The sequence below is a fragment of the Companilactobacillus keshanensis genome (assembly GCF_003946205.1).
In the GTDB taxonomy this organism is placed as follows: Bacteria; Bacillota; Bacilli; order Lactobacillales; family Lactobacillaceae; genus Companilactobacillus; species Companilactobacillus keshanensis.
The window spans coordinates 13,249-35,939 of sequence record NZ_RHOS01000003.1 but is presented as its reverse complement, the minus strand read 5'-3'; the positions used below and the strand labels follow the sequence as shown (position 1 = coordinate 35,939).

Genomic DNA, 22,691 nt, shown 5'->3' with positions numbered 1-22,691 from the left:
TCTTCAGAAACCAAAACCATTCGAACCATTAACCATTCAAAAATACAACATTTATTCTAACATGGAATTTAGCTCTTTACAATCATTAAAGAGCAAACTCCTAAAATAATTCGGATTTTTAAAATTCTACCTGATTATGATAAGGTATAGAATTTTGCGCACCCTTCTCTTGAACGGTGATCGACGAGGCTTTGTTAGCAAACCTCATCGCACCTTCCAGGTTATCAAGTTCTTTATGTAATTGCGATGCCAAGTATCCAATAAAAGTGTCACCAGCAGCAGTTGTGTCGACAGCTTTAACTTTAAAAGCATCAACAAAACCATAACTATGATCTTCTAGTGAATAGAACGAGCCCTTAGAACCGACAGTTATCAAAACGATTCCTACACCCATTTCATGCATTTTATCTGCAGCTTCCTTCATAGAAGCTTCATCAACCACTTTAACTCCGGTAATAGCCTCAGCTTCCGTTTCATTGGGAGTAATGATATCCGTCAACTTCAATAGTTCAACTGGGATATCTTTTTTGGCCGGTGCGGGGTTAAGAATAGTTAATACATTATTAGCCTTTGCAATTTTAAAAGATTCAATAATAGCGGGAACTGGTACTTCAAACTGAGCAATCAAACAATCTGCTTCACTAATAGCATCTGACGCATTATCAACATCTTGCGTCGTAATGGTTTGATTAGCACCACCATAGATCAAAATACTATTTTGACCATGCTCATCAAGCAGAATGTAAGCCTTACCAGTACCAGCATTCTTATCTATTGTAACATTATCTACGTTCAATCCGTCATTTTTAAACGTATTCATCATAAAATCTGCTGCATGGTCATTCCCAATCTTAGCGATAAATGATGTTTCTGATCCAGCACGTACGGCTGCAATGGCCTGATTTGCGCCCTTACCACCACCCGCAATTGAACGATCATGCATGGCCATAGTTTCACCAGGTAATGGTAGTCTTTCAATATTTAAAATTGTATCAATATTAATTGATCCTAATACAACTATTTTTTTCATTTAATTCCCTCTCAGTAGTTAGAATACAACTCCACTTTCCAAAATAATATTGGAATATGGTGTCTCCTCACCAGTACGGATGAAAGCTTTATTATTATTCAAATTTTGTTTCATCTGATTGTGAGCAATAAACTCGATTGGTGTATCACCAATGAGATTTTTTACTGCTTTAAGCTGTTCAGGATTTTGCAGCTTCATTTCTTCGGCTAAATATACCTTTTGGACCTGTAATTCGCTTAAAACATTTTCAAGAACTTGCATGAAACTTGGCAATCCTGCTTCAACCGCCAAATCTATCTTTTCAGTTCCTTCAGGAACCGGCATACCGGCATCCCCAATACTTAAAGTGTCAAAGTGGCCCATTTGGGCGATAACACGTGAAATATCAGAATTAATAACTCTTGTTTTTTTCATGAAATACTCACCTTTTCTGTAATCGTTTGCATAGATATTTTAACATCATAATTTTTGATAGTAAATAGATATCATCAAATTGGTACGCTCCAATTTGTCGAAATATTTATTGCTTGAATTAAGGATAAAAGCTATTCTTATTAGAGACATTAAAGATTAAGGATACATTTAAATGAAACGAACAACAAAATTAAGCTTCTATATTATTTTATTCATTGTTTTTGGTCTAATAGGATTTTGGATGCCACTTACTGGCGATGATCTAAATTGGGGTAGCTATTGGGGACACAATTATTTCCCTGAAGGACACTTTCTTACATACGATGGTCGTTATCTAGGTGACTTATTAGTCATCGTTATGACGAAGATAAAACCTGTTGCATTCGTAGCTTACGGACTATTCTCCACTTTAATCGTGTATATGGTCCAAAAGATTCACGATCAACTGTCTAAGCCTAAATTCATAGGTTTATTTACAGCCTCGATCATGGCCGTCTTCATGATCATCGCACCTAAATCTATTTTTAGACAAACACTAGGTTGGCATGCGGGATTCGCAAACTATGTTCCGTCTGTGATTTTCCCATTGTTACTACTGTATTTGTTCCTAAAAAACTACGATAAAAAAGATGTCCATTATTATAGAACAATTACCTTTTTAACATTTCTTGCCTCAATCGCAACACAAATGTTTGCTGAACATATGACACTCTTAAATTGCTTTATCAGTGTTATTATCTGGTTATTTTTCAGAAAGCATTTTTACGCTGACGCAAAGAGACTTTTCAACTACATACTCTTAGGTAATTTCATCGGTGCCATTTTGATGTTCATCAATGGTGCCTATATCAAAGTTTTAACTGGTACAGATAGTTATCGTCACGTCACCGGTTCAAATTCCGGCGACACAATCATCAGTTATATGAGGAATACTTATACTCCAAAATTTCTAGCTTTAATTATTGTTGCTGGTTTTATTTTTATTGCTGCTGTCGTCCTATATACCTACCGCCTGAAAGACTTAAAGCGTAAAATTGCTAACTACACCCTGCTTGTTTTTGCAGCTGTAGCAGTTGCTCCATTCTTAGTTGTTTCACCATTTGGTTCTAGGTGTATGTTTGCCAGTTTTGTCTTTTGTGCGGCAATCATTGCAATCAATTTAGATATAATAGGCGATCGTTTTGAGAAGATCTTGTTACCATTAATGACCATTATCTTTTTGATACTTGGTATCAGAATGGATTACTTGGCTCATGATTATGGAAACAGTTTTGGCACATCGATCGATTATACAAATTATCAGAATACTGTTAAGCGTAATACATATTACATGTTGCAATATCGTGATACTAATTATATTTGGCTACCAGCTCCAGTAGAAAATGATGCTGTTTACAATGCTTTATATGTTCGTCATCCTAAACGTAAATTTGTTGCCATAAACTATTGGGATTGGACTGATGCCATGCGTAAGGCTAAGGCCAAAACTAGTAATCGTGATGATTTGATGAAATCATTCGACAAACAAATCCAACATAAAGTCAAATTGATCAACGAAAAAAATAATAAATAAAAAAGCTATCCTTCATAGGATAGCTTTTTCTATGCAAAATTTATGATTAATTTTTTATCTAATGCTGAAGCGACCTTACTCAAAGTATCAATACTTGTATTTTCACAATTTTCGATTCTGGCAACGGTCGATTGTGGAACTTGGACTCGGGCTGCTAATTCAGATTGAGTTATCCCTGCTGCTCGTCTAGCCTCTATCACTAAAGTAGAAATATCCAGTTTAGCCTTTTCTATTTCAAATGCAATTTTGGCCTGAGGATCGTTAGCATGTTCAACTAACAACCTTTCAAAATTTTCCCTTTTCATAATCCATGTCCCCTTTAGTAACAAATAACCACATTTATATAAATGATTTTACCAAATAAACTAATACTATAATTTTACACTATTCATAGAAAACATTTAAATTGTTTTTTGAACTAGCATCCAATGTTTATAAAAATTATATGTATATTTCGTTTACTGACTTTATTATGAACCTAACATTATTAATAATCTTTTCAATTTAATTAAAATTTTGCATGAGAATATGAACTATTTTGTGAACTATTTTATGATATAATTCTATGTTAAAAAAATGAACTGGGGATCGTATCCTCAGTTCATTTTTTATTTATTAACATCAAATACATACTTACTTGAATAGAACGGAACTCTATAAGCACGATATGCATAAGCTTTTGAGGATGCATTCTTAATTGTTACATTGAAGACCTGATTGCCATCCGCGTCCACTTCAATGATATTACTTTCTTGACCACCACTCTTAAATCCAAAATCAACGAGTGTATTACCATTAGATTCACGTTCAGCATAACCGATAATACTTGTAAAGTTAGCCTTGCCTAGGCTCTTACCATAGGCCCAAGTCTGATCAATCGTCATTTTCTTAGTATCTATATGATACTCAACAGCCTGAGAATACTTACCTGAAGTCTTTTTATCACCATTAGTTACGTCAATATTGTTGTCATAAAGAATAATATCTTCGCTATCACCATCATGTTTTAGTAGATAAAGACCATGTTGTCCACCAGTTATAGTCGTTCCTTGTGTCGGTGTAAGGATCTTGTCACGATATTTCTTCGGCCAAGTTGCTTTGGCCTTACCACTATAAATCCAAATTATCTTATTAGTCTTATAATCAAGTTTAATTATCATGTCCTGATTACGTCCAGAAATCATAATACTATTATCAGATTTATCATAGTCGACGGCATTTTGATGGAACCAATCGACCTTCTTGTCAGATCCGGCCTTATATTCCTTATACATTGAACTTGGTAAAATTTTCTTCAAATCAATAACTTTAACAACTTTACCGGTTTTATGAGAAATTTGAACCATAACATCTTCTTTATATTTCGATCCATCATTTACTGTTGCTAACAAATCATGATTCGGTAGTTCTACTAAATCATGATGAATCACAGTCGTCTCATCTTTAGCATTGCCAGAATCATTTGACTCAGTTCCGGAACTGAAACTATATTCCTTATAGATTCGTCCTAAAACATCAGTTTCTATCAAGTCATTGTAAACAGATGTATCAGCTTTTTTCTTAGTCAGAATCAACATATGTCCGTTAGAAATTTGCTCGATGGTATGTTGTGAATAGTTAGTTGAATACCATCTAACTTCACCATCAGCATCAATCGCAAATGGTTCTTTAGTAGTTCTATTAATAATGGTTAGTTTATTGTCACCAATATCCATTTTAGTTTTATTGTTCTTAGAAACAGTTATTTTAGCACTCTTAATGTACTTGGGCAGTGAGCCCGTTTTAATATTTATTGTCTGGGTAGTCGTTGTTCCATCTTTATATTTAGCAGTCACAGTGACCGTATTATTATAGTTGGCGTATAGTCCCACAACTGGCACTTGATGTGTCTTGGAATATCCACCGTTTACAGTATTAGTTACGCTGGTATCATCACTTTTACCCTCAACTGTATAAGTGATCTTGGCAGCTTGATCAGTTTTAAAAATTACTAAAGCGGTCAATGGTGATGTCTTATACGGATTTAATTTAATATATGGATTATCAAGCGTATATGATGCATCCTTAACTTTTTCTTGATACTTTTTAGTTAAAGATTTCTGAGCATCCTCTCTAGCAGTGGTCAATTTAGAACCAATATTTTTCTTGATCTGTTCTGTAGATAAAATATCATTATCACCTGTACTACTCTTAGAACAAGCAACTAAAACTAATACAAAACAAGTCAATAATACGGCTATAATTGGCAGTTTCTTTTTCATTCTTACCCTCATTTCTCAATGTTTTTATTTCCCGATTTAATAAATATTATAAATTTATAATATTGGCATATCGTCAATATTCTATGAAGACTTTATGAATTTATGCTGGCTAAAAAAGTCCTTTGATGTAAACGGCTTAAAAAAAAGCCTCTAAATATACATATCTGCATATTTAGAGGACACTTAATTATTATTATATTCAAATTTAAAATTATCCTGATGATTCAAGTAATGAGATCAAAACTTGAAATTTAATTCACAGATCCATAATCAGATAGATCTGTATAACGGTTAGAATAAAGCTTTACAAATACTCAGTAAAGCTTTCTTGTGTAACATCTGTCATACATACAAACTCATCTGTCGACACTCTGACATAAGGAATAGACCCGGAATAAATAATTCGATCAGAAAGCCAATAAGTATCTGGTTTCAAAGCTACATCTGATACTTGCTTAAAATTATATGTATATACCGGTGTACTAGAATCCATATCATCTCGAATAATTTCTAGACGATTTTGATAAAGATAACTATCCTTGCTGCTCAAATATGCTCCGGTTGAAACTTCATAGTAATCTGTTCCATTGATATTTAAGGTACTTCCAACTTTCCAATCACTTCCATGTGCTAGTCCATATTTCAAAACATCCCCGGATGAATTATACAGAGTTGCTGATGTAGAACTCGTTACTTCGGCATCATAACCAGGTTGAGTCACAGATTCGGCTTTTGCCACGTTAGTCAGGGAAGAAAAGCTCAAAGTCAGCAAAACCGTCAGCATTAAAATCACAATAGTTTTTCTTTTCACTTTTCTCAAATCCTTCTTTCGATATCTAACTTAAATATCGAGTACATTTAATCATGATGTTTAAACAAATACAAAACAATTGCTCATTTTTTAATAATTTATTTTTGAATTTGCTGATATAACAGCCGTTTTAGACACAAAAAAAGACCAAATGACGATTTCGTCATTCAGCCTTAGTGATGCGGGTAAGAAGATTCGAACTTCCACGGAGAAAACTCTCCACAAGATCCTTAGTCTTGCGCGTCTGCCAGTTCCGCCATACCCGCATGCAATTAACATGTTACACAAAAAAAGAATAATTATCAAGATAACATTTGAATATCTTTGATAAATTTCAATTTCCCATGGCATTTTCCACAAACATAGCGTTTTGTATCTAATTTACGAACTCTCTGATACTTTAAATGACAACGAGTACACTCATATAAGTGAATCGTCTTATGTTTCCTTTTTCCAGTGGTCAAATTTGGAGCATAACGCAATCCACTAACTTGTTCGAGTAATAATTTAAATTCTTTATTACGATGTTGAGCCGGTAATCCTGCATTATATAAATGATAGTGACACAATTCATGCTTGATCACACCAATGAGCTCAGGCATCCCATAAATTTGATAAACACGTGGATTTATATCAATATGACGATCGTTCAAATGAAATCTTCCACCAGTAGTCTTCAAACGATTATTAAAATTAGCCCGATGAACAAAAGGTTTCCCAAAGTATTCTTGGGAAACCTTTTTGATTAGTTCTGTTAGTTCTTGATCCGTCATTACATTTCAGTCAACTTTTGAATTTGTTTAGAAAACTTGTCCATATCTTCATCTTGTTGCTTTTCAGCTTCATTAAACATTTGACGATCGACCTTTTTATCTTCACCAATACTTTCCGTCATCTTGGCGCAACCGTCGACATAATCTTTAAAAGCGGCAACTAATGAAATATGTGCTCCCATAAAACGCGCAGGGGCCTTACCCTTTTGTAATTTTGTTAAAAGATCTTGATATGTTTTAGTACCTTTATCAAAGTCTCTTCTGATTCTTGAATATTCAACATCATCAATTCTTTCAACAATGTCGCGGTCCAAATGTTTACGTAATGTTTCAAACTCTGGATTCAAAGTATCTTGTTGTTCATCAATTGTTTGAACTGTTTTATTGATCAAATTGCTATATAACATAGCTTTCTTTTGTGCTGCATTCATAGGTAATTCCTCTATTTTTCTTCAGTATACGTATCTCTTTCAATTGTAAAACGTGGTCGTTGTTTAACTTCACTAAATATCTTACCGACGTATTCGCCAATAACACTAATGCAAATCAACTGTACTCCACCTAGTGCCCAGATGGAAACCATCATGGACGACCAGCCAGAAACTACATGACCATTACTCTTTTGGACTAAGGTATAAATCAATAAGAAAATGCTGATAAATACAATAAAGAATCCTAATCCCATAATCATTTTGATTGGAACTATCGAAAATGAAGTTATTCCATCCATGGCAAATTTAAGCATCTTACGTAGAGGATATTTAGATTCACCCGCAAAGCGCTCTTTTCTGGCATAGTAAACCTTAGAGGTCTTTAATCCGATCAAAGGTACTATTCCACGTAAAAACAAATTAGTTTCATGATAACTTAATAGTATTTCACAGGCACGTTGACTCATCAAACGAAAATCAGCAGAATCAGGAATCAAGTTTACACCCAAAAATCCCATAAATTTATAGAATAATTCAGCTGTATTTCGTTTAAACGCCGTATCAGTATCACGATTATTACGGACACCATAAACTACCTCTGCTCCTTTGATATATTCATCAACCATTTTAGTAATTGCATGAACATCATCCTGCAGATCAGCATCAATCGTAACCACTGCGTCAGAATCCTTTGAGGCTGTCGTAACACCTGCCAACAATGCTCCCTGATGACCAAAATTACGACTTAATTTAACGCCTGTAACAAATTTATTATCAATTGTAAATTGATCGATCAATTTCCAAGTATTATCACGACTACCATCATCAACGTAGACTATTTTACTTGTGGAAGCAATCTTCTCATCATCAACAAGCTCTTGAAGAATTTGACTCAGCTCTTTAGTAGTTTCATGTAAAACTTCTTCTTCGTTATAACAAGGTACAACAATGCTTAACTTAAACACTTAGATTTCTTCCCCCACTTTGAATTTATCCAATTACAGATGCTGTACAAACCAACTCCAGAAACGATAGCCCAGATAGGTGTGAACTCAATTCGATATCTTCCTTGAACTTCAATCAACAATTGTACAGCAACGTATGCCATAAACGGCAATAATAACAGGAATATATTCTTATTATAACCAATTTTGAACATTCTCAAAGAACCAAACCATCCAAAGATCACCAATAAAACTGTTCCAAGATAACTGATTAAATTTACTGCACTGATAACTTTTTGTGAATGATTCTGTTGTAAATTAGCGAAATCAATTGCTGACGAACGGTTGGCCCACATAATCGCCAACTTATTCCAGAACAATGGGACCCATTTATTATTTTCATTTAAATACTTTATTTCTTCGTGAATAACTTTATATTCCTGCTTACTGACTTTCTTACGGCTTTGATTCATATCAATCGAATCAACAACATTTTGATCATAGATACCATTAGTATTGTAATCAAATCCCGTCACAAATTTCCACTCAGAATCACGATTCGAAATTCCGTATTCATTTAAACCACTAGCTTTTACTGCCATTCCAAAAGCACTAAAGATAGCTAGATAAACTACAAAGGTTGTGGCTAACTTTAAAATATTCTGAAAATTGATTTTCTTATCATAAAATTTATATACAAGTGCAAAAACAACTATTCCGGCAATTGCGACTGGGCCAATCGGCCTAATAATGTTTCCTAAAGCCAGTGTTAATCCGGCCAATAAATACTGCCAATATTTATCATGCATCAATAGGTAGAACGAGATCAGAAATAATAAAGTGCCAAGATATGAATTATTATTCTGTGGACTCATAGCAAACCAGTCCAGATCGATCATCAATAAAAATACTGATGAACGAGCAATTTTAACATTATCAAATACTTTTATTGCTAATTTATAAATAATCAATAAAGTTAAAGTTTGATAAACGACATTTAATACCTGTAATACCAATACATGTGCTCCAAATAGCTTAATAATTCCCATTACGTAAGTTAAATAGCCTGTTTGATAAGCCCATTTAGCAAAATAGTCATTATCAGTTTTATAGATAGCTCGTCCTTTCAAAGCATCCTGAGATTTTCCCCAAAAAGTTGCAAAATCGCTCAACTGTTCATTGGGAGTGAATTTCAGCCAGAAAAGTCCTACCAAAAAGAATACTGCCAGCATCGCCACTAACACTATTCGATTTGTTTTAGGATTATCTTTTAATTTCAGCAAGAGATAGCCCACCAAAATGACTAACACAATAGCACAAAGAAGAACCAGTACACTTAATACTGGTTCTTCTGCAATATGAAACGTACTATAAAATATACCCGCTTGAACGAGTACTATCGTCATTAATAGCGCTACACATATTAAAATAAATTTACTAATAAAATTTTGAAATTTGTCAAACATATTCCCTATATAATTCCCTCAATAAGTTTAGACGGTTGCTTGACTATGCATTTTCGCATAATCGGCCAACTTAGCTAGACAACCTTCAATATCCTCCATGCTTGCAGCATAGCTGAGTCTTAGGTATCCTTCACCGCCAGCTCCAAAGAAGCTACCAGGCAAAATAGCTAAGCACTCTTCATCAAGAATATCATTAGCTAATTGTACATCATCTTGATTAATATTTTCAGGGATTTTGGCAAATAAGTAGAAGGCTCCATCAGGTACCGGACAATTGAATCCAATCTTTTTGAGTCCTGCATAAAGCACATCTCTTCTTTCACGATACTTCTCGCGCATAGAAATTGGGTCATCGAATCCATTTGTATATGCTTCTAAAGCAGCTTGTTGAGAAATCGAGCTGATCGAAGTAGTAGCAAGTTCATGGATTTTATTGATTTCAGCAATGATATCTTTAGGTCCACAGACGATACCAAAACGCCAACCTGTCATAGCATGTGATTTAGACAAACCGTTTAACAGGATAGTCTGATCAGGCAATAGTTTTGGAAATGCAACATGCTTACCGTTATAAACTAATTCACTATAAATTTCATCGGATAAGACAAAGATGTCGTAATCCTTTAAAATATTAGCTAAGGCCCTCAATTCATCTTCAGTGTAACTAACACCAGTCGGATTACTTGGATAATTAAACATAAAGATCTTTATTTTCTTATGCTCATCCAAGACTCTTCTCAAAGCATCAGGCGTAACTTTAAAATTACTTTTTGATGTATCTAGATAGATTGGATTGGCTTTATTAAATTTTGCATCGGGACCATAGATAGTAAATGAAGGTGAAGGGATCAACACTTCATCACCAGGTTGTAAAATAGCATTGAAAGTTGAAAAAACACCCTCCGTAACGCCACCAGTTGTTATAATTTGGCTTTCAGGATCATAGTCTAGATCATATTTTTTATTTAAATAATTAGATATTGCTTTTAATACTTTGTGATTACCCTCAGGCACCGTATAGTGAGTTTGATTATCATTGATGGCCTTAATAGCGGCCTCTTTTATGTGCTTAGGTGTAGGAAAGTTCGGTTCACCAATCGTCATATTGATTACATGATCCATTGATTTAGCTCTTGCATTAAAGGCAAAAATAGCTTGTTGTTTCATGGCAACAACTTCTGGTTTCATTAATGTGATAGGATTTTTGTTCAAAATAGACACCTCTTCTACAATTTAAAATAATCATTTCACAAGTCCAGTTTATCATAAATGAATTTATTTTCATTCAAAAAAGGACACTCCAAATGGAATGTCCTACTATTTAAATATCAAAAACCGTGTATGGTTGACGGCGCTTATGCGCTGTTTTTTTATACCAATTTTCAATAATTTCTGCACTCTCATTGGAAATTCCTTTTCCTTCAAGATAATTGTCAATATCAGTATAAGAAACACCTAGCGCCTTCTCATCAGGTAGACTAGGGCGATCTTCTTCAAGATCAGCTGTTGGTGTCTTCTCATATAAGTTCTTGGGGGCTACTAATTTTTCTAGCAAAGCGCGGCCTTGACGCTTATCCAACCTAAATAACGGTGTTACGTCTGCAGCGCCATCACCAAATTTAGTATAAAAGCCAGTAATATTTTCAGCAGCGTGATCTGTTCCGACCACAACGCCGTTATTATCACCAGCAATCGCAAATTGAGCAATCATCCTAGTTCTAGCTTTAATATTACCCTTGTTAAAATCAGAGATACTCATACCATTAGCCTCAACAGCCTTTACCATTGCGTCAACACTATCTTTAATATTTACTCTAACAACTGTATCAGCTTTCATCCATTCAATGGCTTGCATGGCATCCGACTCGTCGGCCTGTTCACCATAAGGCAAACGAACTGCAATGAATTTATAATCAGTTTCTGTTTCTTGACGTAGTTCACTTACAGCTATTTCAGATAATCTTCCGGCCAATGTGGAATCCTGACCGCCGGAAATACCTAAAACTAATGTTTTCAGTCCCTTATTTTTAAGAAGATAATTTTTTAGAAAATCAACCGATCTACGGATCTCTTCATCAACATCAATGACAGGCTTAGTCTTCTCATATTCAATTATTTCTTTTTGCAATGGTCTCATTGCTTATTCACCTACTTTGATATTGTTTATATCGTTACGTACTTTTTCAATATATCTCATCTTGTGACTGTATAATTTAGAAGATAAATCAACTGGATAAATTTGTGGATTCAAAATACGCTTATACTCATCCCAAAGTGAATCTAAATTATCAGCACAATATTTACGAATCTCTTGTACAGCCGGAAGATCATAAACTAACTTACCATCTACATAAATATCTTGTAACAATGGTTTAGCTTGAAAATCTTCGACTGTCTTATTGATATACGTGTATTGTGAATTGAACATATAAATTGAATTATGTTCACGTGGATCTTCATCAAAGAGACTGATATAATCCCCTTCTGATTTATTATTTTCTTTATTATTAGTAATTCTCCAAACCTGTTTTTTACCAGGTGTAGAAATTTTGCTAGCATTATTAGATAATTTCAAAGTATCCATCATATTGCCAAGTTCATCTTCAATGCTGACCATCTTATAGACCGCACCTAAAGCTGGTTGATCAAACGCAGTAATGTTCTTAGTTCCGATACCCCAAACGTCAATTTTGGCATGTTGCATTTTAAGGTTTAAAATTGTTTTTTCATCCAAATCATTTGATGCATAAATTTTAGCATCAGTAAACCCGGCCTCATCCAATTCTTCACGAACACGTTTAGAGATATAGGCCATGTCACCAGAATCAATTCTGACACCTTGAAAATTGATTTTATCGCCAAATTCTTTTGCAACTTTAATGGCACTAGGAACGCCACTCTTTAAAGTATCAAATGTATCAACTAGAAATACACAATCACGATGTGTTTCAGCATAGGCTTTAAAAGCCTCATACTCATTACGATATGTTTGAACTAAGGCATGCGCATGTGTACCAGAAATTGGAATACCAAATAGCTTACCAGCCAATACATTGCTTGTAGCGTCGAATCCTCCGATATATGAAGCACGGCTACCCCAAAGGGCAGCATCAACTTCTTGGGCACGACGTGAACCAAATTCCAAGACAGGATCATCTTCACAGACAGTCTTGATCCTGGCAGATTTTGTGGCGATCAGAGTTTGAAAATTAATAATATTTAAAACCGCTGTTTCAATAAGCTGACATTGTGCCAATGGGCCTTCAACTTGGAAAATTGGCTCTTCATTGAAGACAATATCTCCTTCTTGAGAAGATCTGATCGTACAGCTGAAAGTAAAGTCTCTCAACCAAGATAGAAAGCCTTCGTCAAACTCCCCAAACTCACGTAAATATTCGATATCTGAGTCGTCAAATTTAAGGTTCTCTAGATAATCCACCACATGTTCTAGACCAGCGAAAATTGCAAATCCGTTGTCGAATGGCAAAGTTCTGAAATAACATTCAAAAACTGCATTACGATTATGAAGCCCCTTTTTCCAATAGGTATACATCATATTTAATTCATAATAATCAGTATGCAACGTTAAATGTTCGTCTTGATATTTAGTCATCGTTTCTCCTCATAGATGAAATTATGGTATTCATTTTACCACGATTTACTAATAAAGGTTAATATAACCTTTATTCACGGCATTAGCCAAGTTGTCAATTGAATAGTTATCTCTGACTAGCTGGTAGAGTGCTAACCCCTTTTGATTTAGGTTGTTTTCTTTCCAACTTAAATATGCATCATTTAAAGCTATCAATAACTGTTCTTCATTTTCTGAATCAACTAACCAACCAGTATCTTGATTGATCAATTTGTCGGTGGCACCAACATTTGTTGCAATAACTGGACGTCCATAGACTGCCGACTCTAAATAAACAGTTGGCAAACTCTCTGATTTAGATGTTAAAACTGATACATCGCAGCCTTCATAATAATCACCAGTGTTTTCTTTGAAACCAACGAACTCTACATTCTCTGAGATACCAAGATCATGTGTCATTTGACGTAATTTATCCATTAACGGTCCATCACCAACGAGTGTTAGATGATAATTAAATTTAACTTTGCTTAAAGCATTCAGCAACAATTCATGATTCTTAACTTCAACTAATCTAGCAATTTCCACCAAACTAAAAGTTGAATGTTTCTTTGGTAATGGTTGCTCATCGCGAAAATCGATTGCATTAAATACTTCCAAAGTCTTATCTGAATTTATACCTAATGATTCAAAATAAGACAACAAACTAGGATTCATATAGAACAATAAGTCAGCACGTTTCAGCGCATGGAGATTAAGATTAAGCATAACCTTACCCTTCAGCCCTGAAAAATCTATCCTAGGATCAGAATGAACAGTAATGACCCACTTTGCTTTGATCTTTTTGTAAATCAAAGACATAATAAAATTGGTTCTGGGGCCATGTGTATGGACGACATCAATATGATTATTTTCAATATAAGCAACTAGAGGTTTTAATATGGACAGATCAAATCTCTGTTTTTGGGGCATAACCGCAACGTTCAACCCATTTTCACGAGCCATTTTTGCTACAGGACCATCTTCAAAAGTTAATAGACTAGATTCAGTTTTTATCAACTTTTGACCCTTCATTAGATTAACAATATAGGTTCTTGCTCCACCGTCTTCGTTACCAGCATTTAAATGTAAAACCCTCATCAAGACACCTCTCAAATTAATTTCTCGTGTATAATGATAGCATGAAGTACACCCACTGAGAACTTTTTAACAAAGTAATACCGTAAAAAGGAGAACTACATGCGCAAAAATAGAATAGATATCCTCGGAACTAAGTTTGATAATTTTACCGAGAAACAATTTCATAAATATTTGATTGATGATTTAGATGTCAAAAGTAATCGTTTTATCGTAACGCCTAATCCAGAGATCGTTTTATCGGCTCGAGAAAATTCAAAATTTTCTAAAATCGTTAATGATGCTGATTATGTTATTCCAGATGGCATTGGTATCATTAAAGGAGCCAATTCACTTGGCACACCAATGCATGGCCGGATAACTGGTTTTGATACATTAATGTTTCTAATGAAAACTGCTAATAAACGCGGATCAAAAGTTTACCTCCTTGGTTCAAAACCAGATGTTATTGAAGCAAGTGTGAATCGTATCAAGAATGAATTTAAAGATATCGATCTAGTTGGCTATCATGATGGATATTTTAAAGATGAACAGACTATCGTTAATGATATCGTCGACAAGAAGCCAAATATCGTTTTTGTTGCTTTAGGATCTCCTAAACAAGAATATTTCATCAACAATTATAAAAAACTCAATCCGGCAATTTGGATTGGTGTTGGTGGAAGTTTTGACGTCTTCTCTGGTACAAAAAAACGTGCTCCAAAAGTTATTCAAAAAATTGGCATGGAATGGTTCTATCGTTTAGTTAAAGAACCTACTAGAATTAATCGAATGATGGCAATTCCTAAATACATGCATTTGATCAAAAAAGAACGTCAAAATAAAGATTAAAAAAGTCGCTAATCCAATAAAATGGATAGCGACTTTTTTAATCTTCAACATCGATCGTATAAGGATCTTCATTAGTTCTAATCAATAGTCGTGCATTAAACATTGCATACGCAAGGACCGAAACAAAGTAAATGCTTACAGATGGTGCTTCGATAACATGTCCAGTTAAAAGTGCCATACCATAACCTAAAATTACACTGGCTACTAACATAGACCATTTGAATGACCACATATACTTGAACTTTCTAAAGAAAGTGCCAATTAAGTAAATAAAACTATAGATCAATGGTGCTAGGTAGACGATAGCCCCTATATATCCAAATTGGAACAAGATATCAATGTAATCCATCTCAACCAATTTAGCATCTTTAACTTTCTTAAAGCTTGTAGCATAGCCCATTCCAAATAATTTTTGGGCAACGTTTGCTTTAGCAAAATTATGAGAAGCATTTTCAAAGTAAATTGTTCGTCCACTTAATAGATAAGAAACGGTTTTGTTTGTCTCAACATACTTTTTTTGATCTTTATCTAAGCCCTTCTTGGTCTTAGCCTGCTTCTTCTTATAATGGATCATTTCAGTATGTAGTTCAGCGGTTCTAGAAACCGCCATAGCTGGATACGAAATGGCTATACCACCAATAGTTAAAGCCAACAAGACTACTATTCCAGTAATAAGCTTTTTATCACGTGCTCTAAACCATTGTACAATAGCTACGATCAGTCCAAAACCGGTTCCAGCTACGATCGATAAGAATGAGCCTTTAGTTCCGATCAACAGAACTGAATAAATAGCTAAAACAATTGAGATCCAGTAATAAATTCTTGTTCCTGTATTTAATTTCTTTAGAGCATACCAAATCATAATTGGAAATGTTATAGAAACAATCGCACTCAACTCATTAGCAGCGAAAAACCAGCCACTTTCTCCAAGTTTATAGTATGAATATGAACTAAAACTCGTGTTTGTAAAATGAGCAATCAACATGATAGCACTGATAATATTGACAGCATAGAAAATCACTTTAGGAAAGAAACGATTGATAATTCTATCTTCTGCCAATTCTTCAAATGCATAAAGATAAGCCAACAACATTACTGGATAATAAAAACTCTTAGCGAGCGTAGTTATTTCAAGTGATGGTACAAATAATTCCTTAGACTTATAATTAACAGCTAAACTTATTATTGCCATTAAAATAAGCAACACAAAGTAGCCAATAATGAAGAATCCTTTTTTATTGTTTCGATTTAAAATCAGATAAACTAATATATAAAATGCTGTCAAAACCATGACGATCATTCGAACAAAAATACCGAAAGTTACGTCCATGTTCATTCTGAGCATTCCCCCAGTAAGTGCATCTAAAAGGGGCTGAAAAATAATATATAGCATCAAAAAGATACTATATTTCTTTACAAAGCTTTGCATAATTAACTCCCAGCTGAATATTTAAAAAACGTTATTTATATAGTACCCCAATTCCTTAACTAAAAAAACGATTGGTACTATCTTTCAAGATAAAATTCAAAACGATCCCCAGCATATTGTGAACGCACATATTCAAAGGGCGTTCCGTCATCAAGGGTCGTAATCTGCCTTAGTCTTAAAATTGCTGAACCGCGTTTAACATTCAATAAAGTAGCGATTTTCTCAGATGCAAGCATAGCAGATACCGTTTGACTAGCACTGCCTAATTTCAATCCTGCCTTATCTTCGAGTGCTTTATACAATGATGACGTTATATCATCTTTGCCCAAATTATCAACAATTTTGATTGGAATCGTTGTTACTTCAAAACAGATCGGTTGTTTATCAGCATAACGAATTCGTTCCATTCTAAGAACTTGTTCATCATCAGACAATTTTAATTTTTCAATTTCACTCATTGAAGGATCAGCCGTATGATAAGAAACCGTCTTACTAGATGGTTTTTTGCCTTGTCCTTCAGTGATTTCTGTAAAACTAGTTGTACCGGACATTTTTTCTTGAACTTTACTACTAGCTACATAGGTTCCCGAACCTACCTGTCTTTGCAATATTCCTTCGTCTACAAGCGTTTGAATTGCCTGACGCAATGTCATACGGCTGACACTAAAATCCTCAGCTAGCTGTCTTTCTGAAGGAATTCGTTCCCCTACAGTCCACTTGCCTAATTCAATTTCTTTTCTGATGCGATTATGTATTTGAATATACACTGGTACCTTCATGGTAAGAACTCCCCCTCAATGGATTTTCTTCATTATACAGTAAAATTGGTCTAGATTAAAAAAAGGACCGATAAAATCGGTCCTTTTAAGGATTGGGTTAGCTGGATTCGAACCAGCGCATGATGGAGTCAAAGTCCATTGCCTTACCGCTTGGCTATAACCCAATTAATGGAGGGGAGTGGATTCGAACCACCGAACCCGAAGGAGCGGATTTACAGTCCGCCGCGTTTAGCCAGACTTCGCTACCCCTCCATGTCATTACTCGACTTAATAATATTACCGAAAATTGGTCTGCTTTTCAAGTAGTGAAATGACTTTTTTAATAGAAATAGTCGTTGGAGTGATTCCAACTGTTACTGAACCAGTTCCATTACTCAAAATCGAGGCTTCAGACCATGGCTGAAGCCGGTCCCATTGCGGGTTGATCCCCGCACACCTGCTGGCGGCAAAAAAAAGCCGTTCCTACTATATAAGTAGACACGACTTCAAAATAATCAATAATTTTAGTTAACACCTTGCATCAATGGTTTGATCTTAGGCACTAACAATGCCAAAATAATTCCGGCAATTAATGTTACGACACCTGTGATACCAAAGAACATCATTTCGTTAGCAGGATCTCCAGGTACAAAGAACTTAACTAATTGTGCATTAGCAGCTTGTCCGGCTGAATCTGCTAAGAACCACATACCCATCATTTGAGATGCGAATGCTTTTGGTGCTAATTTTGTTGTAGCTGATAATCCAACTGGTGAAACTAACATTTCACCAATTTCAATGATTCCCCAACTTAATACTAACCAAAGTGGGTTAACTTTACCGTTTGAGCTTAGTCCCATCAAAGGAATGATAAGAACAAAGTATGAAACAGCTGTAAATACAAGTCCCATCCAGAACTTAGAAGGTGACGATGGTTGTCTCTTACCTAACTTCAACCATAGCCAAGCAAACAATGGTGAGTAAATAATGATAAAGAATGGGTTAAGCATCTGGAATTGTGGAGCTGAAAGATTTAATCCAGCAAAGTTCAAGTTTGTTTGTTCTGCGGCAAATAATGCTAAAACAACTGAACCTTGTTCTTCAATTGCCCAGAAAATAGCTGCGGCAATGAATAATGGGATATAGGCAATAACACGTGATCGCTCCACTTTCGTAACCTTCTTACTTGTAAGCATTACGATGAAGTAACCAACTGGTAATGCAATACCTAAAGCACTAAGGATATTGATAAAGTTATTGACTGTTAATGAATTTGTAAATGCCATAATAATAACTACGATAGCGATGGCAGCAATTACATAAAGAGCTCTTCTGATGAACTTAGTACGTTCAGATCCTGAAAGTGGATCTGGAGCTTGGAAGCTTTCTTTAGGTAGATACTTACGACCATCAAACCAATAAACGATAAGTCCAAAGAACATACCGATAGCAGCCAATGAGAATCCAGCGTGGAAACTGAAGTGGTGCCACATTGAGTTAACTGCTTGTGGTGCAATCAATGAACCAAGGTTAATACCCATAACGAAAATACTGAAACCAGCATCACGACGAGTATCTTCTTCGGTATATAATCCACCAACCATTTCGGATACGTTTGGCTTCAATAGACCGGTACCAATAGTAATAAGACCAATAGAAACAAATAGTCCTGTTTGACCAAGTGGTAGTGATAAGGCGATGTGACCAAACATGATCAAGACACCACCCCAGAATACAGTCTTTCTAGGTCCCATAAATCTATCACTTATAATTCCACCTACAACACTAGACATGTAGACAAGTGAACCATAGATTGACATAACAGATGCGGCTGTGACTTGATTCATACCAAGTCCACCCTTATCTATTGCATAGTACATATAGAACAGCAAGATAGCACGCATACCATAGTAACTGAATCTCTCCCAGAATTCAGTAAGGAATAGCGTTCTCAAGCCAAGAGGTTGTCCGAAGAAACCTCGATTCTTCTTTTCTTCCATTAAAATTCTCCTTACATTACAACAATGTTGTACTAAATATTAAACCCAACTTTGTTTAATGTCAAAAGTTTTTTAATATATTGTCTATCATTGCCTATATAACAGCAAAAAAAAATAAGAACCTTCTAACTTGCGGCTCTTATTTCGTTAATTATTATTTTTTATGTTTGAAAGCCATTGTAGCATTTACGGCATCTTTCCAGCCGGCATACAAATTATCACGAACTTCATTTTTCATTTTAGGCTCATATAAATCACCTGAGTGATAATTCTTTTTAATATCTTCAATATCTTTCCAAAAACCAGAACCTAGCCCGGCCAAAAAAGCTGCGCCAAGTGCCGTTGTTTCTAATTCCACGGCACGTTGCAAAGGAATCCCTAAAATATCGGCCTGAAATTGCATCAGATATTCATTTGCAGTCGCTGCTCCATCAACTTTTAAAATATCTATCGGGGTTTTGGAGTCAGAACTCATAGTATCAATAATATCTTTAGTCTGATAAGCGATTGCCTGCAAGGTTGCCTTAATAAAGTCATCCTTATTAGTTCCGCGAGTCAATCCAAAAATTGTTCCATGAGCTTTATCATCCCAATATGGTGCACCAAGTCCTGAAAAGGCAGGCACAACATAAACTTCATCGCGACTATTAGAACGCATGGCTGCCTGTTCAGTATCAGGGGTTTTTTTGATGATCCTGAGATCATCCCGTAACCACTGCAAGGCAGCGCCAGCAACAAAGACACTACCTTCCAAAGCATAATTTATTTTACCATTTATACCATAGGCAATTGTTGTTAGCAAGTTATTATCTGACAAGGCTGGAACATCACCAGTATTCATCACAACAAAGGCACCAGTTCCATAGGTGTTTTTGACCATACCTTTATCAAAAGCCATTTGCCCGATCAAAGAAGCTTGTTGGGAACCTGTCATCCCCGTAATAGGAATTTCTGAACCATAGAAATGATAACTCTTAGTTGTTCCAAACAGTTCCGCGTTAGACCTGACTTCTGGCAACATAGATCTTGGAATATTGAATAACTCTAGTAAATCATCATCCCACGTCAAATCATTGATATTGAACAGCATTGTTCGACTGGCATTAGCATAATCGGTCAAGAAACTCTCACCGTCAGTTAACTGCCAAAGCAGCCAAGTGTTGATCGTGCCAAATAGTAATTCCCCTTTTTCTGCACGTTCTTGAGCACCGTCGACATGGTCCAAGATCCACCGAACTTTAGTGGCTGAGAAATATGGACTAACGATCAGGCCGGTTTTTTGATGTATTTCATCTTTGTGACCTTCGTCAATCAATTTATTAGCCAGATTCGTTGTCTGTCTAGATTGCCATACAATAGCGTTGTGAATTGGTAAGCCAGTCTTCTTGTCCCAAACTACAGTTGTTTCACGTTGACTAGCAATACCAATTGACTTAATTTGTTTTGGCTTAATACCTGATTCAATCAAGGCAGTAGCAATGGTCGTCTGTACGGCATTCCAAATTTCAGAGGCGTCATGTTCAACCCAGCCGGGATTTGGTAAAATCTGTCGAATCGGATGGCGTGCTGCTGCAACTTTTCTGCCGCTATGATCAAAAATCATGGCCCTGGCCGTAGTTGTTCCCTCATCAATTGCTAAAATGTACTCTTCGTCCATCAAGATTCCCTCCAAATAACTTGGCTACATTGGCTTATGTTTAAATTTTCTCGTAGCGCTAACTGCTTCTTGCCAACCTTCATATAGATAATCAGCACGATTTTTTTTCATTTCTGGTTTAAATGTAGCACCAGTTGCATATTCTTTTTTGATTTCATCGATATCTTTCCAGTAACCCACGGCCAACCCTGCCAAAAAGGCTGCACCTAAGGCTGTTGTCTCCAAATCTTTAGCGCGTTGAACAGGTGTCTGTAAAATATCAGCTTGAAATTGCATTAAATATTTATTATTAGCAGCTCCACCGTCAACTTTCAATGTTGGAATGTCGATACCTGTATCTTTTTTCATTGTATCGATAACATCGCGCGATTGATAGGCCAATGATTGTAAGGTTGCCTTGATAAAATCTTCACGGCTGGTACCACGAGTTAATCCAAACACAGCACCACGAGCATTTGAATCCCAATATGGTGCACCAAGACCTGTAAATGCGGGTACAACGTAAACTTCATCATCGTCACTTGAAGACATAGCTGCATCTTCAGAATCTGGCGCAGAGTCGACTAATCTCATTGCATCACGTAACCATTGAATAGCAGACCCGGCTACGAAAATACTACCTTCAAGGGCATAGTAGACTTTTCCGTTAATTCCATATCCAATTGTGGTTAACAAATTATTATCTGAAATTTGTGGCTTTTCACCTGTATTCATAACAATAAAGGCACCTGTACCATAGGTATTTTTGACCATACCCGGTTCAAAGGCCATCTGACCAAATAAAGCAGCCTGTTGATCACCGACCATACCAGAAATTGGAACTTCGGACCCATAAAAGTGATAACCCTTTGTTGTAGCATAAACTTCAGAATTAGGACGGGCTTCTGGCAACATGGCCTTTGGAATATTCATAATTTTTAAGATCTCATCATCCCACTTTAATTCATGGATATTAAATAACATTGTCCGGCTGGCATTCGAATAGTCCGTTACATGGGCTTCCCCACCAGACAATTTCCATAATAACCAACTGTCAATCGTACCAAATAGCAATTCGCCTTTTTCAGCACGTTCCTGAGCACCATCCACATGATCCAAGATCCAACGTATCTTAGTAGCCGAAAAATAAGAGTCGATCAACAGACCCGTTTTTTCATGAATCATCTGATCGTAACCTTCGGCCTTTAGCCTGTCAGCAATGCTAGTTGTCTGACGACTTTGCCAAACAATTGCATTATAAATTGGTAGACCTGTTTTTTTGTCCCAAATAACTGTCGTTTCACGTTGATTAGTGATACCGATACCAGATATTTGATTAGGTTTGATACCTGATTCAATAAAAACATTGGCTATCGTGGACTGAACCGCGTTCCAAATTTCATTAGCATCATGTTCTACCCAGCCTGGTTCAGGAAAATGCTGCGTGAATTCACGTTGAGCATCGGCCACTTTGCCACCCTTTTTATCAAAAATGATAGCCCTCGTGCTAGTTGTTCCTTCATCTATCGCCATAATGTAATCTGTCATCAATCTACCTCGAATTATTATTGTAAGCGTTTCATAACAAAATATTATAACATTTTACTT

20 protein-coding genes and 3 tRNA genes are annotated in these 22,691 nt (G+C 35.6%); 2 read left to right on the top strand and 21 right to left on the bottom strand.

The genetic code is table 11. The features are described 5' to 3' along the window. Positions 1-118: 118 nt before the first annotated feature. The gene (gene rbsK / locus EKM64_RS02615; protein ID WP_125675309.1) at positions 119-1,030 is read right to left on the bottom strand and encodes a ribokinase; all 912 of its coding nucleotides are present in this window, start codon (positions 1,028-1,030) and stop codon (positions 119-121) included. Positions 1,031-1,048: 18 nt separating this feature from the next. Then, positions 1,049-1,444: a D-ribose pyranase gene (gene rbsD / locus EKM64_RS02610; protein ID WP_125675307.1), complete on the bottom strand. Its 396-nt coding sequence runs from the start codon at positions 1,442-1,444 to the stop codon at positions 1,049-1,051. A gap of 172 nt (positions 1,445-1,616) precedes the next feature. Between rbsD and EKM64_RS02605 the strand changes: the two genes are divergently transcribed. Beyond that, entirely contained in the window at positions 1,617-3,017 is a 1,401-nt protein-coding gene (locus EKM64_RS02605) for a DUF6056 family protein (protein WP_125675306.1), read from the top strand. 29 nt (positions 3,018-3,046) lie between these two features. Here EKM64_RS02605 and EKM64_RS02600 read toward each other — a convergent pair whose 3' ends face one another. The 12 genes from EKM64_RS02600 to EKM64_RS02545 form a co-directional block, all read right to left on the bottom strand. Then, on the bottom strand, positions 3,047-3,322 hold the full coding sequence (locus tag EKM64_RS02600; RefSeq protein WP_125675304.1) for a helix-turn-helix domain-containing protein: 276 nt from the start codon (positions 3,320-3,322) through the stop codon (positions 3,047-3,049). A 303-nt stretch (positions 3,323-3,625) separates the two neighbouring features. Next, positions 3,626-5,278 (bottom strand): aryl-sulfate sulfotransferase, encoded by a 1,653-nt coding sequence (locus EKM64_RS02595; protein ID WP_125675302.1) that lies wholly within the window; start codon positions 5,276-5,278, stop codon positions 3,626-3,628. Between the two features lie 304 nt (positions 5,279-5,582). Next, entirely contained in the window at positions 5,583-6,089 is a 507-nt protein-coding gene (locus EKM64_RS02590) for an SLAP domain-containing protein (RefSeq protein WP_125675299.1), read from the bottom strand. A gap of 180 nt (positions 6,090-6,269) precedes the next feature. Beyond that, a tRNA-Leu gene (locus tag EKM64_RS02585) sits at positions 6,270-6,355 on the bottom strand. A 36-nt stretch (positions 6,356-6,391) separates the two neighbouring features. Then, positions 6,392-6,862, bottom strand: a complete 471-nt coding sequence (locus EKM64_RS02580) for a SprT family protein (RefSeq protein ID WP_125675297.1) — start codon at positions 6,860-6,862, stop codon at positions 6,392-6,394. Then, positions 6,862-7,293, bottom strand: coding sequence for a hypothetical protein (locus EKM64_RS02575; protein ID WP_125675295.1), 432 nt, complete (start codon positions 7,291-7,293; stop codon positions 6,862-6,864). The genes EKM64_RS02580 and EKM64_RS02575 overlap by 1 nt, the downstream gene beginning before the upstream one ends. 11 nt (positions 7,294-7,304) lie before the next feature. After that, positions 7,305-8,258 (bottom strand): glycosyltransferase family 2 protein, encoded by a 954-nt coding sequence (locus EKM64_RS02570; protein WP_125675293.1) that lies wholly within the window; start codon positions 8,256-8,258, stop codon positions 7,305-7,307. Next, complete coding sequence (locus tag EKM64_RS02565) at positions 8,246-9,520, bottom strand: hypothetical protein (protein ID WP_225420933.1); 1,275 nt, start codon at positions 9,518-9,520, stop codon at positions 8,246-8,248. Before EKM64_RS02565 ends, EKM64_RS02570 begins: the two co-directional genes overlap by 13 nt. 210 nt (positions 9,521-9,730) lie before the next feature. Then, entirely contained in the window at positions 9,731-10,915 is a 1,185-nt protein-coding gene (locus tag EKM64_RS02560; RefSeq protein ID WP_125675289.1) for an aminotransferase class I/II-fold pyridoxal phosphate-dependent enzyme, read from the bottom strand. 109 nt (positions 10,916-11,024) lie between these two features. Then, the gene (gene nadE / locus EKM64_RS02555; protein ID WP_125675287.1) at positions 11,025-11,840 is read right to left on the bottom strand and encodes an ammonia-dependent NAD(+) synthetase; all 816 of its coding nucleotides are present in this window, start codon (positions 11,838-11,840) and stop codon (positions 11,025-11,027) included. 3 nt (positions 11,841-11,843) lie between these two features. Next, entirely contained in the window at positions 11,844-13,316 is a 1,473-nt protein-coding gene (locus tag EKM64_RS02550; protein ID WP_125675285.1) for a nicotinate phosphoribosyltransferase, read from the bottom strand. A gap of 48 nt (positions 13,317-13,364) precedes the next feature. Further along, complete coding sequence (locus EKM64_RS02545) at positions 13,365-14,432, bottom strand: glycosyltransferase (RefSeq protein ID WP_125675283.1); 1,068 nt, start codon at positions 14,430-14,432, stop codon at positions 13,365-13,367. 99 nt (positions 14,433-14,531) lie between these two features. Here EKM64_RS02545 and EKM64_RS02540 point away from each other — a divergent pair, with 99 nt between their 5' ends. Continuing rightward, the gene (locus EKM64_RS02540; protein WP_125675281.1) at positions 14,532-15,260 is read left to right on the top strand and encodes a WecB/TagA/CpsF family glycosyltransferase; all 729 of its coding nucleotides are present in this window, start codon (positions 14,532-14,534) and stop codon (positions 15,258-15,260) included. Between the two features lie 37 nt (positions 15,261-15,297). On the opposite strand, the gene EKM64_RS02535 is transcribed toward EKM64_RS02540, so the two are convergent. The 7 genes from EKM64_RS02535 to glpK (EKM64_RS02505) all read right to left on the bottom strand — a co-directional run bounded on the left by EKM64_RS02535 (position 15,298) and on the right by glpK (EKM64_RS02505) (position 22,631). Then, on the bottom strand, positions 15,298-16,653 hold the full coding sequence (locus EKM64_RS02535; RefSeq protein ID WP_377769941.1) for an O-antigen ligase family protein: 1,356 nt from the start codon (positions 16,651-16,653) through the stop codon (positions 15,298-15,300). A 113-nt stretch (positions 16,654-16,766) separates the two neighbouring features. After that, positions 16,767-17,468 (bottom strand): GntR family transcriptional regulator, encoded by a 702-nt coding sequence (locus tag EKM64_RS02530; protein WP_125675277.1) that lies wholly within the window; start codon positions 17,466-17,468, stop codon positions 16,767-16,769. A 92-nt stretch (positions 17,469-17,560) separates the two neighbouring features. Next, positions 17,561-17,632, bottom strand: a tRNA-Gln gene (locus tag EKM64_RS02525). Between the two features lie 5 nt (positions 17,633-17,637). Next, positions 17,638-17,720, bottom strand: a tRNA-Tyr gene (locus tag EKM64_RS02520). A gap of 251 nt (positions 17,721-17,971) precedes the next feature. Then, positions 17,972-19,447 carry a peptide MFS transporter gene (locus tag EKM64_RS02515; RefSeq protein WP_125675275.1) on the bottom strand — a complete coding sequence of 492 codons (1,476 nt, stop codon included), beginning with the start codon at positions 19,445-19,447 and terminating at the stop codon, positions 17,972-17,974. 154 nt (positions 19,448-19,601) lie between these two features. Next, positions 19,602-21,104 (bottom strand): glycerol kinase GlpK, encoded by a 1,503-nt coding sequence (gene glpK / locus EKM64_RS02510; protein WP_125675273.1) that lies wholly within the window; start codon positions 21,102-21,104, stop codon positions 19,602-19,604. Positions 21,105-21,128: 24 nt separating this feature from the next. Continuing rightward, complete coding sequence (gene glpK, locus EKM64_RS02505) at positions 21,129-22,631, bottom strand: glycerol kinase GlpK (RefSeq protein WP_125675271.1); 1,503 nt, start codon at positions 22,629-22,631, stop codon at positions 21,129-21,131. Positions 22,632-22,691: the final 60 nt, after the last annotated feature.